This is a genomic window from Colwellia sp. C2M11 (assembly GCF_018860915.1).
Taxonomy (GTDB): Bacteria; Pseudomonadota; Gammaproteobacteria; order Enterobacterales; family Alteromonadaceae; genus Colwellia.
The window spans coordinates 27577-43139 of the sequence record NZ_JAHKQD010000015.1; the positions used below are offsets into that span (position 1 = coordinate 27577).

General features: G+C 36.8%; 16 protein-coding genes. 2 read left to right on the forward strand and 14 right to left on the reverse strand.

The window, feature by feature from the left end; genetic code table 11:
* Positions 1-4: 4 nt before the first annotated feature.
* From KO509_RS04820 to KO509_RS04845, 6 genes are all read right to left on the reverse strand, one after another.
* Entirely contained in the window at positions 5-739 is a 735-nt protein-coding gene (locus tag KO509_RS04820) for a phosphoadenylyl-sulfate reductase (protein ID WP_215972153.1), read from the reverse strand.
* Positions 732-2480 carry an assimilatory sulfite reductase (NADPH) hemoprotein subunit gene (gene cysI / locus KO509_RS04825; RefSeq protein ID WP_215972154.1) on the reverse strand — a complete coding sequence of 583 codons (1749 nt, stop codon included), beginning with the start codon at positions 2478-2480 and terminating at the stop codon, positions 732-734. The genes KO509_RS04820 and cysI overlap by 8 nt, the downstream gene beginning before the upstream one ends.
* Positions 2480-4318, reverse strand: coding sequence for an assimilatory sulfite reductase (NADPH) flavoprotein subunit (locus KO509_RS04830; protein ID WP_215972155.1), 1839 nt, complete (start codon positions 4316-4318; stop codon positions 2480-2482). Before KO509_RS04830 ends, cysI begins: the two co-directional genes overlap by 1 nt.
* A 168-nt stretch (positions 4319-4486) precedes the next feature.
* Positions 4487-5263: a TIGR04219 family outer membrane beta-barrel protein gene (locus tag KO509_RS04835; RefSeq protein ID WP_215972156.1), complete on the reverse strand. Its 777-nt coding sequence runs from the start codon at positions 5261-5263 to the stop codon at positions 4487-4489.
* Positions 5264-5268: 5 nt separating this feature from the next.
* The gene (locus tag KO509_RS04840) at positions 5269-6270 is read right to left on the reverse strand and encodes a DUF2333 family protein (protein ID WP_215972157.1); all 1002 of its coding nucleotides are present in this window, start codon (positions 6268-6270) and stop codon (positions 5269-5271) included.
* 9 nt (positions 6271-6279) lie between these two features.
* A complete protein-coding gene (locus KO509_RS04845; RefSeq protein ID WP_215972158.1) occupies positions 6280-6786 on the reverse strand; it encodes a copper chaperone PCu(A)C in 507 nt (168 codons plus the stop codon).
* 67 nt (positions 6787-6853) lie between these two features.
* Between KO509_RS04845 and KO509_RS04850 the strand changes: the two genes are divergently transcribed.
* Complete coding sequence (locus KO509_RS04850; protein ID WP_215972159.1) at positions 6854-7591, forward strand: enoyl-CoA hydratase-related protein; 738 nt, start codon at positions 6854-6856, stop codon at positions 7589-7591.
* On the opposite strand, the gene KO509_RS04855 is transcribed toward KO509_RS04850, so the two are convergent.
* From KO509_RS04855 to dusA, 6 genes are all read right to left on the reverse strand, one after another.
* Entirely contained in the window at positions 7584-8630 is a 1047-nt protein-coding gene (locus KO509_RS04855) for a tetratricopeptide repeat protein (protein WP_215972160.1), read from the reverse strand. The two genes, KO509_RS04850 and KO509_RS04855, sit on opposite strands and share 8 nt — an antisense overlap.
* 36 nt (positions 8631-8666) lie before the next feature.
* A complete protein-coding gene (locus KO509_RS04860) occupies positions 8667-9017 on the reverse strand; it encodes a hypothetical protein (RefSeq protein WP_215972161.1) in 351 nt (116 codons plus the stop codon).
* A gap of 37 nt (positions 9018-9054) precedes the next feature.
* On the reverse strand, positions 9055-9285 hold the full coding sequence (locus KO509_RS04865; protein ID WP_215972162.1) for a PspC domain-containing protein: 231 nt from the start codon (positions 9283-9285) through the stop codon (positions 9055-9057).
* Positions 9286-9409: 124 nt separating this feature from the next.
* Positions 9410-10084 carry a phage shock protein PspA gene (gene pspA, locus KO509_RS04870; protein WP_215972163.1) on the reverse strand — a complete coding sequence of 225 codons (675 nt, stop codon included), beginning with the start codon at positions 10082-10084 and terminating at the stop codon, positions 9410-9412.
* A gap of 39 nt (positions 10085-10123) precedes the next feature.
* A complete protein-coding gene (locus KO509_RS04875; RefSeq protein WP_215972164.1) occupies positions 10124-10432 on the reverse strand; it encodes a hypothetical protein in 309 nt (102 codons plus the stop codon).
* 590 nt (positions 10433-11022) lie between these two features.
* Complete coding sequence (dusA, locus tag KO509_RS04880; RefSeq protein WP_215972165.1) at positions 11023-12006, reverse strand: tRNA dihydrouridine(20/20a) synthase DusA; 984 nt, start codon at positions 12004-12006, stop codon at positions 11023-11025.
* Between the two features lie 322 nt (positions 12007-12328).
* Here dusA and KO509_RS04885 point away from each other — a divergent pair, with 322 nt between their 5' ends.
* Positions 12329-13210 carry a DMT family transporter gene (locus KO509_RS04885; RefSeq protein WP_215972166.1) on the forward strand — a complete coding sequence of 294 codons (882 nt, stop codon included), beginning with the start codon at positions 12329-12331 and terminating at the stop codon, positions 13208-13210.
* Here KO509_RS04885 and KO509_RS04890 read toward each other — a convergent pair.
* Together KO509_RS04890 and KO509_RS04895 are read right to left on the reverse strand one after the other, a co-directional pair.
* Entirely contained in the window at positions 13207-14094 is an 888-nt protein-coding gene (locus KO509_RS04890; RefSeq protein WP_215972167.1) for a LysR family transcriptional regulator, read from the reverse strand. The genes KO509_RS04885 and KO509_RS04890 overlap by 4 nt on opposite strands.
* A gap of 35 nt (positions 14095-14129) precedes the next feature.
* Complete coding sequence (locus KO509_RS04895; RefSeq protein WP_215972168.1) at positions 14130-15509, reverse strand: hypothetical protein; 1380 nt, start codon at positions 15507-15509, stop codon at positions 14130-14132.
* Positions 15510-15563: the final 54 nt, after the last annotated feature.

Consider the following 15563-nt stretch of genomic DNA (forward strand, 5'->3'; position numbering starts at 1 on the left):
TTACTTAAATTCCGTCACCGTCGGTATGTAAACCACATTCACGTTGTCCACCACCAAAGCGTGTCTCTTCTTCAGTCATACCTAAGGTTAATGGTCTTGTACTATGGACATCACCTACCGACACATAACCTTGATCCCATAATGGATGATACGGTAAGTTATACTTAGTTAAGTACTGATGAACGTCTTTATTGCTCCAATCAATGATTGGATGCACTTTATAACGACCACGTAATGTACCGACAACACCTAAACCTTGACGATGTTCTGATTGTTGACGTCGAACACCTGAAAACCACGTTTGTGCATTTAGCTCAGTTAAACCACGCTCTAGTGGTTCAACTTTATTACGACGATTATAAGCTTTCAACGCTGCATCCGTCGATGCCCATTCTTCGCCATATTTAGCCATTTGCCACGCAGCACTTTCTTTCGCTTGATACACTTTCAAGTTTAAGTTTAAGCGCTCAGTTAACTGCTCAATAAATTGATACGTTTCTGGAAATAAATGTCCTGTATCAGTTATTAATACAGGAATATTGCTATCCACCTGCGTTAATAAATGCAACATAACTGCCGATTGAATACCAAAGCTTGATGATAACACAAATGCACCTGGCAAGTTTTGCATTGCCCATTCAGCACGTTCTTGCGCTGTTTGTTTTTCAAGTGCAATGTTCCACTGAGCTAATGCTGGATCAGGAAACTCAAGTTCGGTGGCTACTGCTGTTTTAAGCATGATGAAAATCTCTAAAACTAACGATTACTTGCTCAACAATTCCGGCACGAATAACGAAGTCACCAAAAGCTTCACCTTCGTTACGCTCTGCAGCCCAACGAGCACTGAGGCCATCGATTTCACTTAATACACCGGCTTCATCAACGTTCTCTTTATAAAGCTTAGGTACACGAGAACCTGCTAAATCACTGCCTAAATACATGTTGTATTTACCTGGACCTTTACCAACAAGACCAATTTCAGCAAGCATCGCTCGTCCACAGCCATTTGGACAACCCGTAACACGTAAAATAATGCTATCGTCTTGCAAACCATTTTTAGTCAGAATTTTTTCCACATCATCTACTAAACCAGGTAAATAACGCTCTGCTTCAGCCATCGCTAATGGACACGTTGGAAAGGCAACACATGCCATAGAGCTTTTACGTTGCTTAGAAACACCATCATTAATTAGGCCATGATCACGTGCTAACTGTTCAATAATTGCTTTATCCGCTGCATCTACACCGGCAACAATAAGGTTTTGGTTTGCAGTTAAACGGAAATCACCTTTATGTATTTGTGCTATTTCACGCATACCTGTTTTTAATGCTTTAACATTCGTACCTTCAAAATCAAGAATACGTCCATTCTCAATAAATAAGGTTAAATGATGTTTACCATCAATGCCTTCAACCCAGCCAAAGTTATCACCACGGTGAGTAAATTCATATGAACGTGAATCTGAGAACTTAACACCCGCTCTTCGTTCAACTTCAGCTTTAAATGTATCAACACCAACACGATCTAACGTGTATTTAGTTTTAGCATTTTTGCGGTTAACACGGTTACCCCAGTCACGTTGCGTAGTCACAACAGCAGCCGCAATCGCTAACGTGTGCTCTTTTGGGATAAAACCAAAATCATCAGCACAACGTGGATAAGTCGCATTATCACCATGAGTCATAGCTAAGCCACCACCAACAAGTACGTTGAAACCAATCAGCTCACCATTTTCACTAATAGCGACAAAATTCAAATCATTGGCATGAACATCAATATCGTTATTTGGTGGAATAACAACCGTTGTTTTAAATTTACGTGGTAAATAATTACTACCTAAAATAGGCTCTACTTCTTCATCTTCAGTAGTTTCAACACGCTCTTCATCCAACCAAATTTCAGCATAAGCACGCGTTTTTGGTAACAAATGTTCACTGATCTTTGTTGCCCATTCATACGCTTCTTGGTGTAATGAAGACTCAACCGGGTTAGATGTACAAAGCACGTTACGGTTAACATCACCAGCCGTTGCAATTGAATCTAAACCGACACTATTTAATGTTTGATGCATTAACTTAATGTTTGGCTTTAATACTCCGTGAAACTGAAACGTTTGACGTGTAGTTAAACGAATACTGCCGTATGAAGTGTAGTCATCAGCAAATTTATCAATCGCTAACCATTGGCTTGGCTTGATAATACCGCCAGGTAAACGCGCACGAAGCATAACATTATGTAATGGCTCTAACTTTTGTTTCTGACGCTCAGCACGAATATCACGGTCGTCTTGTTGATACATTCCATGAGTACGTATCAACTGGAAGTTATCGCTAGTAAAGCCACCAGTAATTCTATCTTGTAGATCTTCTACAATTGTACCTCTAAGGTAATCGCTTTCCGCTTTTAAGCGTTCGTTATCAGCCTGCTTACCTTCAACAATTAGTACAGGGTTTTCAACTTTTGTGAAATCGTTGCTCATTAGTAAACATCCTTCTGGTAACGCTTATTAGATCTAAGTGATTTTAAGTAATCTTCGGCTTGTTCTGTGCTTAATTTGCCATGCTCTGCAATAATTTCTATCAAGGTTTGATGAACATCTTTCGCCATACGGTTAGCATCGCCACAAATATATAAATGTGCACCACGCTCTAACCAAGCAAAAACATCGCTAGCTTGTTCTTTTAATCTATCTTGTACGTAGATTTTTTCTGCTTGGTCACGAGAAAAAGCAACATCCATACGTGTAAGTAAGCCAGATTTTAAATAGTTCTGCCATTCAACTTGATATAAGAAGTCTTGTGTGAATGTTTGATCACCAAAGAACATCCAGTTATCGCCCGTAGCATCACGCGCTTCACGCGCCTGCATGAAAGCTCTAAATGGTGCGACACCTGTACCTGGGCCAATCATAATTACTGGCGTGTCATCAGACTCTGGTAAACGGAAGTTGTCATTATGCTCAACAAAAACACGTACTTTTTGGCCTTCTTCTAAACGATTCGCTAAGAAGCCTGAAGCACCACCAGTACGACTTTCACCATTAGCATCAAAATTAACGACACCAACAGTTAAATGAACTTCTGCTTCAACTTCAGCTTGTGCTGAGGCGATAGAATATAAACGTGGCGTAATTTGACGTAATGCATCAACAAAGGTTTGTGCATCAACATCCGCCTTAGCTATTTTCACTACATCAATAATTTGATGTTCGCCGGCAAATTCACGCGCTGAATTTTTATCGCTTGCAACTTCTGTTAACTTAGCGTCTTTAGACTGTAGAGCCCAAAATTCAATAAACGCAGGCGCTGTTTGTGTAATTTCTAATTGACTGATTAAGGCATTCTTTAAGGTAAACTCTTGTACTTCACCTGATACTTTTAGCGACACTTTCTCATCGCCTGAGAAACTAAGTTCACTCAATAAGTTATCAACAAGTGCTTCATCATTTTCAAACCATACACCTAACGCATCACCTACTTGATAAGTTAAGCCAGATTCGCCTAAGTCAATTTCTATGTGACGGACATCTTTAGCTGAGTCGCGGCCAGTAATTTTTTGACTTAATGAAAACTCTGCCGCTAATGGGTTTTGTTTAGAGTATTGACTTGCAGCCCCCGCTGTTGGCAAGTTATCAAAGCCACCAAGACTTGCAGTAGTCGTTGTAGCTGGTTGAGTAAGCTCGTCTTTTAATGATTCAATAATGCTTGAAGTCCAAGCTTCACAATCACTATCGTAATCAACATCACAATCGACACGAGGAGCAAGTTGCTTAGCACCGAGAGCCTGTAAACGTTCGTCGAAATCTTTACCTGTTTGACAGAAAAATTCGTAACTGCTATCACCTAACGCTAATACGCTATAGCTTAAGTTAGGTAATTTAGGTGCTTTTTTACCTAATAAAAATTCATGGAATTCAATAGCGTCGTCAGGTGCTTCACCTTCACCATTCGTACTGGCAACAATTAATAGGTGAGTTTCATTTTTTAATGATGACTTAGCTTTATAGTCAGCAGTATTTTTTAATACCACAGAAATGCCGGCTGCTTTAGCGCTAGCGGCAAGTTTACTCGCCACACCTTTAGCATTACCAGTTTGTGAAGCATATAAAATAGTTAAGGTTTTCGCGGCAACAGCAGCCAATGGCGCTACCGGTGAAATCTGTGCGTTTGCACCTTGCTCACTTTTTGCAGCTAAATAACCACTTGCCCAAGCAAGTTGTAATGACGAATAACCAGATGTAGCTTGTTGTAGTAAAACAAGTTGATTAGCATCAAGTGAACTTGATACTGTATTTGAATTTTGCTGCTCTTGTGGCATAAGAATATTCACCCATAACAATATATGAGTAAATGATAGACAAAAACAAATAAAACTAAAAAGAATAGATAGACGTTTATTATTCCAAAAAAGAATATAGGAATAGTAAAAGTTAATAGAACCTGAAACTAAGTCAGGCTCTACATCATTAAGTGCCTTTATTTATTACTAGAAGTGAATTATTGCACCTGCAAATACACCATCAAAAGTTAAATTAGAATATAAATCGTCTATATCATTTAAGTCTAATTGAACGTTACGATAGCCTAAAGTTACATCAAAATCGATTGCAAGATTATCAAGTACTGAATAACTAATACCTACTTGATAATCATGTACACTACTGCTGTCATATGAAACAAAATTGCCTTCAGCAAACACATTAAAGCCAGTAAAAGGTAAACCAACAATCGTTTTAACATAAAATAAAGGTAAAATACCAGACACTGAAAGTTGGCTATTTGTTGGCGTAGTCACGCCATTGGCTGTAACATCACCAACAATATTAATCTGACTATCTAAATCACGAACTGTAAGACCAAAATCAAAAGTTAACAGGTCATTATCAAATACTTCGTAGTAAAAAGTATAATCAATATAGCTAGCATCAAACGTCGTTGCTAAATTTGTATTGCCATCATAAACAACATTGTCAAATTCAAAGCTGCCACTAAAATTGGCATCACCTAATGTATCAAGGGTGGTTGATACCAATTTAATATTAGGAATTAAAGGAATTGGGTGTTCAAGCGCAACAAAGTAACTTCCTTGATTTTGATCTTTAAACTGAGCAGCCGCCTGCTCTGTATCTCCCTCACCAAATGAACCTTCAGCTTGGCTTACCCATACTTGACCACCGATATAAAGCCCTAATAATGTATCCGCTTTTACACTAGTAGCACAAAGCACTGTCGCCAAACAGGTTGCTATGGTTGCTTTTTTCATTCTTATTACCCTTTTCTTAGTAGTTCATTTAAATCAATTAATGCTGCATTGGCACGCGAAATATAATTAGCCATAACTAAAGAGTGGTTAGCAAGCACACCAAAGCCATCGCCATTTAAAACCATAGGACTCCAAAGAGTTTGCTGACTAGCTTCTAATTCACGAATAATTTGTTGCAGGCTAATCGTTGCATTTTTATTTTTTAGCACACTTTCAAAATCAATCTCTATTGCTTTTAAAAAGTGAAGTAATGCCCATGCAGCACCACGCGACTCATAAAAAACATCATCAAGTTTCCACCAACTGGTTCTTACTTGCGAGTGATTGCTTTCATAGCTCGATTGTCTTGCTTCATTATCACCCGCTAGGTCAGTATTAATTTTTTCTTTGCCAACACTCGCGCTTAGTCTTTGAGAGTAGCTACCTAAGCGTTTTTGAACTTCGTCTAAATATGAGGTTAGATTATCAGCACGCGCATAAAACTGAGCATGGTCATCTTTAATTTTACTCAAACCAACTAATGCATTTCTATATAGGTGTAAACTTTCAATTGCTTTTCTATATTCTGACTCTGCACTTGGCATCGCCCAACTTTTATTATCAATATTAAATTGAGGTTGCGCTTTTTGAATATGAATGTTTTCCAAAGACTGTGATTGCGAGCGACTAAAATCTTTACGCAACACCAATGCCATATCGCGCACCATTTCTAATACACCAAATTCCCATGCAGGCATATTATCTAGAAATAAGCCTGGTGGTAATGCATCGTTAGAGATATAACCACCGGGTTTATCTAAAATACTGGTCGCTACCTTAATCAACGTGGTGGTGGTGGTATAACCAACAACAGGTACTACATTATCTGCCTTTGCCGATATCGTTACTTCTTCTTTAACATCAAAAGATTCAACACTGAAACTCCAATACACACCAATAAAATAAAAAAGTAAGAAAATACCCGCTGTTATATAGCCAACGTTTTTAGCTGAAAAATTTGTTTTCATTTTTTACTCCTAATGATGATGCTTATGCATTTTTAACATTGTTTTTTGTGCTGCTTTTTCTTGAACAGGACTATAAACAGGTACTTCCATAGTCACAGATACATTATTAGAAAAATGTAATGTTAACTCAACCTGTTCCTTGGGGTTTAACGGTGTTGCAACATCAAAAATCATCAAATGCAAACCAGAGGGTTGTAACTTCACTCGTGCTTTTGACTCAATAGCAAGTGAATCAAGTTTACGCATACGCATCATACCATCAGTCATAATATGCTGATGTATTTCAATACGAGGTGAAATATCACTGCTAACACTTAATAGAGAAACCGTGCTGTCGCTTTGATTTTCAATTTCCATATAAGATGATGATATTGAAGTCCCAGGGATGGTGGCACGTATATATGCCTGTTCAACCACTAGGGTTGAATTTTTATCTTCTGGTATAAGGTTCGCCGCACTTAAAAAGCTCATCAAACCACAGACTAGTAATAAACAAAATAAATAAATATTTTTCATTTGATGCTATACATCCTTTTTGATAACCCTTAAGGTTTAACTTTATCACTCTTAGCAAAGTAACAAAATGACTGACTTCATTATAACCAAAGAAAACAATGGTGTATTTATTATTATTTTAAATCGTTTTGAGAAAAAAAACGCTCTAAATAAGGTAATGTATCAAGAGCTTTGCCAACACTTTGACTATGCTAAAAAGAGTGAGAAAATCAACTGCATTTTAATTCGCGGCAATGAAAAATGCTTTTGTGCCGGCAATGATCTACAAGACTTTATTGAGAGCGCTAAAGGTGATGCGCTTGTAGCCCTCGATTTTGTCAAAACCCTCAGTGAGTTTAATAAACCAATTATTGCCGCAGTAGCAGGTGATGCTGTTGGCATTGGCACAACATTACTACTACATTGCGACATGGTTATTGCAGCAAATAACGCCAAATTCAAACTCCCTTTTACACAGCTAGGTTTATGCCCAGAAGCCGGTTCTAGCTTCTTATTAACACGATTAATTGGTCAAAATCGTGCCTTTGAATTAATGGTACTTGGTAACACTTTTTCAGCTGAGCAAGCATTAGAATATGGTATAGCTAATCAAATTTGTTCACCTGACGAGCTATTATCAATAAGTGAAAAAATTGCAAATACCATCGCAAACCTGCCAAGCGATGCAGTAATGACAAGCAGAAAACTTATTCGCCAAGCGAGTCAATCGCAATTATCACAAGTCATAGAAAACGAAGGTCAAGAATTCTCACGCTTAGTTAACACACCTGAATGCAAGGCTATTTTAGGAAAATTCTTTAACTAACCTTGGCTTGCTTCTTAACTGCTTTCTTAATTTTTTTTGCTAAAGATTTAACTTGCTCTTCTAGCTCATCATCATCTTGATATTCCACTTTTGCAATAACATCTTTAGCTTTGTCAGGTTGATTATTATTCAAGTAAAGTTGAGCTAAACGATATCTTCCCCATTGCTGATATTGATCAGCCTGCAAAGCAAACATCTGCTCTAAAGCGATGATACCCGCTTGAATTTCTTCGCCTGAATTAACCGCAATCTTACCTAACTGATACAAAACATGTTGTTTTTCTTGTGCTGATTTAGCATATTCTAATGCCTTATTCAGTGCTACACGTGCCTCTTTCCACAGCATACTATTTTCTTTAGCTTGCCCGCTATAAACACTACCCTGAGTAAAATAAATTTCAACACTATTAGGGGTAATAGCTAAACCATCCGCAATAGCTTTTTCAGCTAAATCACTTTTGCCTTGTTGCCAGTAAACTTTCGCTAAATTTGCATAGCCCTTTTCAGAGTCTAGGGTTAGCAATGTTTTTGCATAAGCTAAGCCTTTTTCAATATCACCACCAGCAATGCTTGGCGCACCTAAGTGAAAGCCAATAAGCCCCTCTAATGTTTCAATATGCTCAGGATTTAAACTTAAAGCATGCTCCCATGACTCTAATGCTTCACTTGCATAGCTTAATTTAGAAAAAATACTAACTTTTTGCGCCATCACAATCGCGCTACGACCAAAATAATAATAAACCTCAGCATTATCTTTATTGTCTTCACTTAATGCTTCTAACAATTCATAGGAATCTTCTGTGTTATCTTCTCGAAAGAGTATTCGGCTATGTAAAATTTTTCCTGATATCGTATTTTTTTCTACTTTTGTTAAATTAGAAAAACGCTCTTTTGCTACGACAATTTTTCCTGCTTCAAGTGCTTCTATTACACCCTGTTCACTATTATCACTCGCGAATAACGAAAAATTAATACCTAAAACTAAGGTAGTGAGTACTAGGCTCTTTAACATAGGTAAACGTTTTTTCCGTTGTTGCATGATTATTCCTTGTGTGAAAATGCTTTTTAAACTTTTTTATTGAGCCTTAGTATATTGTTTTCCTGAATGATTTCTAGTCATTAACCATATAATTGTAGCAATAAGTAGAACCGGCCAAAAAACACCTACCGCGACCATAATTAACGAACCTACAATTAAAAGACCAGCAAAAATCAATGAACCAAACACACTTAACACTATTGCTAACGCAATTAACACTAAAATAACGGTAGCCACAGCTGAAACTCCTATTGCTTTTAATGGCTCAATTAGTTCGCCATCCATGTACACATTAATATCAAGTAGCTCTAAAAAACTCACACCTAACACATAGGTTAAAAATAAGGTTGCGAATATTGCTAATAATAACGATTTAAAAAATGTCATTGTGTATCCTCTTTTTATGCTCTAGAAAACGCAAACGTTATCTATATTTGCTTTCAGGTAACAGAACACTTGCAACGACATAGGCAACACCAGTTGCAAAAGGAAATAAGATCAGTGCCCCAAGAGTCGCTATACGCACAGCAATACGAGGAAAATCATAATGCTTTGCAATACCAGCACACACACCTGATACTTTTTTATGAACACTATCTTTAGTCAACGTGTCATCTATGTTTTGATTGTTTGAGAACTCTCTTTCATACTTCATGCGTTTATTCCTTTGTTATTTGATTTGTTATACAGGGCAATTAGTGTCAACCTATAGCAACTTTACCGATTCCAACTGCCCTATAGCTATTTATTTTTTAGCTTAGTCGCTACTCTTATAACGACTAAGCAGCTGATAATTTTTGTTTGATTTTTGCAAGTTCTTGAGTGATCGCTTCTTCTTTCTCCATGTCAGCAAATTGAGCATCTAAACTTTGCCCTTCTTTGCTTGCTGCCATTAAATCATAAGCTTCTACTTGCGCTTCGGCTCTATCTATCTTTTGCTGATAACGTTCGAATTTACTCATAGCTTCATCAATATTATAAATTGCAGCGTTTTCACGAACCTTTAATCGAACATGTACTGACTCTTGACGTAGCGTAAATGCTTCTTGACGACGTCGTGCTTCTGATAGTTTTTCTTGTAAACGTGCAGCATCTTCTTGTACTTTTATTGAAAACTCAGCGAATGCATCACTTTCTTGCTGAAGGGTATTAAGTTCATTTTGATACTTATGCTTTTGTGCCAATGCTGACTTAGCAAGATCTTCTCTATCTTTTGCAATAGCCAATTCAGCTTTACTTTGCCACTGTTCCACACTTTCTTCTGCAAATTTTACTCTACGTTTATGCGTTTTTTGTTCAGCAATATTTTTTGCTGCCGTTGCGCGCACTTCAACTAAAGTCTCTTCCATTTCTTGAATAATTAAGCGAATCATTTTTTCAGGATGCTCAGCTTTATCAAGCATACTATTTAAATTAGCGTTAACAATATCGGTAAAACGTGTAAATAATCCCATTGTTTTTCTCCTACTATTTCAGTTATTTATTATCAGTTATTAAAGTTTTTTTAGCTGGCTAACCTGCTGTTCATTTTTAGTGATCTCTTCTTCTGTTAACCAAGCGATAGATTTCTCTATTGATTCATCAAAATAAAAACTTGCACTAAAGCGATTAACTTCCTCCATGATAGATTCTTGTAATTGCACGGTTAGATCGCTCATCACTTTTTCCCCTTGTAGCATTACCATTTCACTTAATGACTTTTCGATACTAGCCGACTCTGTTGCACTTGCATTTACGCTAAAAGCTGCACCTAAAGTGATTAATAAAGCAACGCTGATAGCTCTGCGGTTAAAATGTTTCATGTTGAAATTCCTTCTTATGTGTTGTGTAATTGTTAAGTAAACCTAGTTCAGGTTAAATAATGTTATTAAGACCTAACCGTATTTTAATTACTGTCAGGTTGTGTTCATGTAATAACTATTACAAGTGCCGTGCCAAATAATAAAAAACACTTAAATTGTTGATTTAAAATAAATTAACAAAAGCAACCATAATCCACCAGATAACAAGACATAATATGTCAAACTAAAAAATAGCCAAATTGACCTAACCATTGGTTAAATTGACCAACGACTTATTAGATAATTTAGTCGATAATTTACCCAATAATTTTGAGCTCTGAAAAAACAATATTACGATTAGATAACCAATGTTAAATCGAAGAAATGAGCGGTGTTAAAGCAAGTAAGTAGCAGAAATATTAGCAATATAAGAGATGATAGCTATACGGAAGTAGCAGAAATATTAGCAATATAAGAGATGATAGCTATACGGAAATACCAATAGGTATAAGGGCTTTTTAAATATAGGCTATATTTATCATAAATAATGTGGAGAGCTTCACCCTACTGATCCAAACAAATGATCAGTAGGACAACAATAAGTTATTTTTTTACTCAGGTAGCACAACTTTAGCAAATGCCTGTTTCAAACTATCGCCGTTAGCGTTCGAATTGCTCGAGCAGTCACTTAAATCACGACGAAACTGTCGAGCGCCCGCTAAACCATTACACATTCCTAACATATGGCGTAATACGTGCCAGGCTCTATTACTACCGTGTTCAGGCGTTATACTGATATATGCATCTATATAGTCAGCCATAGCATTGATAACTTGCTCACGAGAAATAAGTGGTTTATCAACGCCATAAATTTGCTGATCAACCTCAGACAAGAGGTAAGGGCTACTGTATATTTCGCGCCCTATCATCACGCCATCAACATGTTGTAAGTGTTCTTGGGTTTCAGTTAACGATTTAATACCGCCATTAATTGAAATATTTAAATTAGAAAAGTCTCGTTTAATTTGATAAACACGTTCGTAATCTAAAGGTGGAACATCACGATTCTGCTTAGGACTTAATCCCGTTAGCCATGCTTTTCTTGCGTGTATAATAAAGTGATTACAATCGGCTTTCGCCACTTCATCAATAAAAGTATGTAAAAACTCATAAGAATCTAAGTCATCAATGCCAATTCGTGACTTTACAGTAACAGGGATATTAGTCGCATTCTGCATTTCGTTAACACAATCCCCCACAAGCGTCGGCTCAGCCATTAAACAAGCACCGAAGCGTCCATTTTGTACGCGGTCAGACGGACAACCAACATTAATGTTAATTTCATCGTAACCATACTGCTCTGCGATTTTAGCGCATTCCGTCATATCTTTAACGTTACTGCCACCTAATTGCAGCACCAATGGATGCTCTGCCTCGTTATAAGAAAGATAATCACCTCGACCATGTAAAATAGCCCCAGTGGTCACCATTTCAGTATAAAGCACGGTATGTGCCGACAAAACACGATAAAAATAACGACAATGACGATCAGTCCAATCAAGCATGGGGGCTACAGATAGCTTGTGATCTAACATATTACTTTACTCTCAGAAGAATTAGTTGGGGTAGAATAGTTCATAAATAAAATATCGCTATATTTATACCCTTTCTCAATTTGGTATACCCCAATAGAATGATGGTATTCAATACTAATACCTATTCTTTAAAAATGGAGGCGTAGTATACAATGAATCTAGAACCTTCATCAAACAACTTACAGTAAAGCTGATATGTAGAAGACACTGGTAGTCTTTTAACAAAGAAGTTAACCTGTATTTAATTAAGTTTCGCTAAAGTAATGACTGTAAAAATTTTATCATTTAGCGACACGTTATATTCTAATAAGTAGGTACTCAGTTGAATAAGATATCAGATAAAAACCTCAAGACTATTGTGTATACAGTAGCAGCGTTAATCGCCTTTGCTGCGAATTCAGTTTTAGGGCGAATGGCTTTAAAAGACAGCGCTATTGATGCCTCAAGCTTTACAGCAATTCGTCTGGTATCAGGCGCAGTAATGTTATTCGTTTTATATATTTTATTTAATATGAAATCAAAAAAACAAAACAATACACAACTAACAAAGGGAGGTAGTTGGAAAGCGGCACTGATGCTATTTACTTACGCTATCACTTTTTCATTGGCGTATGTCTCTTTAGATACAGGTACAGGCGCGCTGGTATTATTTGGTGCTGTTCAGCTTACCATGATCATTGCGAGTATCATTTCAGGGAATAAATTACATAAAACCGAATGGATCGGCATTATTGTTTCTTTTTCTGGTTTAGCCTATTTAATTTATCCAACCGTTACAACACCTAGCGTATTTGGCTTTGTGTTAATGGGAATATCAGGTGTGGCTTGGGGAATTTACACGTTAACGGGCCGCGGCTCTATTACTCCACTACGAGATACTACGGTTAATTTTAGCTACACTATTCCGTTTGTTGTAATACTGGCATTTGTGATGTTTCCTCATATACAAATTTCTACTGAAGGAATTATTTTAGCGATATTATCCGGAGCGGCGGCTTCAGCGCTTGGCTATACACTTTGGTATATTGCTTTAGCAGGTTTATCTGCTACGGAAGCAGCTGTAGTACAATTATCTGTGCCAGTTATAGCCTCTATTGGTGGTGTTATATTTTTATCTGAATCGGTAACTATGCGGCTGATTATTGCTTGTGCCCTCGTTTTAGGCGGTATAGCAACCGTTATTATTGGTAGAAATAAAGTTTAATGGAAATTGTGTAAAACATACTCAATAAATAGCCTTACACGCAGTGGCATATTATTGCGATCGCGATAAAGCATAGAAAACGCGCGATCTTTACTCTGCCACTGAGGAAGAATGCGCTTTATATCACCTGACTCTATTAAAGGTAATGCTAAATAATCAGGTAAATAACTGATACCGAGCCCAGCTTTAACTGCATGTGTAACCATTTGAATTTCATCTACTTCTAAACGAACAGATTTATTAGGATGGTAATCAAACTCCTCATTTGTTTCTTGATTTTGTAATCGCCAAGGTATCAAAGGATAACTGATAATAGTTGCGTGATTGGATAACTGTTCAGGGTGAGTAATATCATCAGCGATATAGTTGGCGTGAGCACATAAAATATTGTGGGTGTACTTTAATGGTCTCACAATCCAGTTTTCAAGTGCCGGATTGCCCATTCTAAATGCCACATCAATACCCTGCTCTTCTATATCAATTAATTTGTTTGAAAACCGCAAATCTAATTGAATTTCGGGGTTTTCCTGCAAGAAATCATAAAAAATAGGTCGTAAGAATTGTGTGCCCGAATAAATAGGCGCTGTAACTCTTATTTTTCCTTTGGCTTGATGTTTATCTTTATGGAGATCGTGATCAATGTCATCAAGTTCATCAAATAAAGCACTAGAGCGTAAAAAATATTGTTCCCCTGTATGGGTTAATGTTACCCGATGTGCATCGCGGTTTAATAACCTTAATTGCAAATCGGATTCTAACTGCTTTATTCGCCTGCTTAGAGTTGATAGAGGCATATCAAGACTAATTGCAGCATCTTTAAAGCTCGCTAACTTTGCTACGGCACAAAAACAGCGCAAATCATCAAGAGAAAAATTAGCTTTCATTACGTCCTACTACCTTTACTTTTATTATCACATTTTTAGGTATCTGAACCCGATATAGCTTCAATATTGACAATTTCGCTACGGTTTAACGTAATTTTAAATCGCTGAATATTCTCACCATCATGATCGACATTGCGAAGAATCAGGTTAATTTGATATCGTCGTTCAACGGCCTGACTTGATATTTTTTGCCCTTCTAAATTATATAAACGGCCAGCCCCTTTTTTCAAAAAGCGAACAAATGGTGTTAAATTAAAAAACACTTGCTGCTGTATTTCATCAAAACCGGGCAAAAATTCTTTAGACAATACTTTATTATCACACCTAAAGTGCAGTAAACGCGCAGCTTGTTTATTTTGTTGCCGACGTTGTTGAAGTAATTCATTCACGCCTTTGGGCAAATCTTTGGTATTGATATATTCTAGCCATAATATCTGACTTAAAATGCGCTTTTGGTTAACACTATGACGAAATAAGTTTTGCCATTTGGGTCGGCCTTTTTGTATTTTACGCCAAATTAAACTGGTAACATCTTCTTTAAATGTTTCTCGTAAGCCATAAATAACGCCTAAAAAAGCAATTAACGCAACGGTTACTTCTGTAAAACTTGAACGAGCATTAAGAACTAATACCATCACAAACGCCATAATCACAGCGGTAACAGTACCTCGAACTAAACGTTTTAAATGTAAATCCAAATAACGAGTTTTCTTTTGAAATACAATACCGTACTCAATTAAACGCTGTAATAACCTCATTTTATTGGTAATACGATTCGGATCTTCGAGTGTTACTTGAGAGTTATATTTACATTCGATACGGTAAGCATTCTCTCCGCGGCAAAAAGCAAATAAATACTCTCGTTCAGCCGTAAATTCACTACTTTTTGGACCTTTAGACAGTAATTTTAAGAATGACTGCTCAATATGCCAACTTAAGTAATTATCGGCATTCTCAAAAAAAGAACTTAGCTTAGTATCAGAGGGGGTATAGCGACGTAACTTTTTCACTAAACCTGCGATTTGATCTGCTACTTCAATAGCTGCGGGATAAAACTCTTCTGCATTTTTCAATTTCAAGGTTTGTTTGATGTCAGTATCAAGCGCTATTTTTAACTGATAAGAGTATAAATTCAGGTTCAAGCGATAGTCGCTCTGACCATCATCTTCGCCTTCAAAACGTTGACTGATAAAACGACTTCGCACTAAAGGGAGATGCACTTGATCTGAATGATAAGCACTATGGCTTGTAATATTGCTATAGAAATAATCTTCAGCGTTTAAAGTGCTTGGACTTATGCCCATTTCAACAGGTAATGAAAAATAAAGATCAATACGCTGTAACGCCTGTGGCGACAGCTGATGACTGATTTTAATAGATAAATTCTCATCTTGAGATAATTTAATTTTCTTCACTCTTTAATACTTCTCTTGATAATAATATTACTAACGTTTTATCCCTTTTATTTA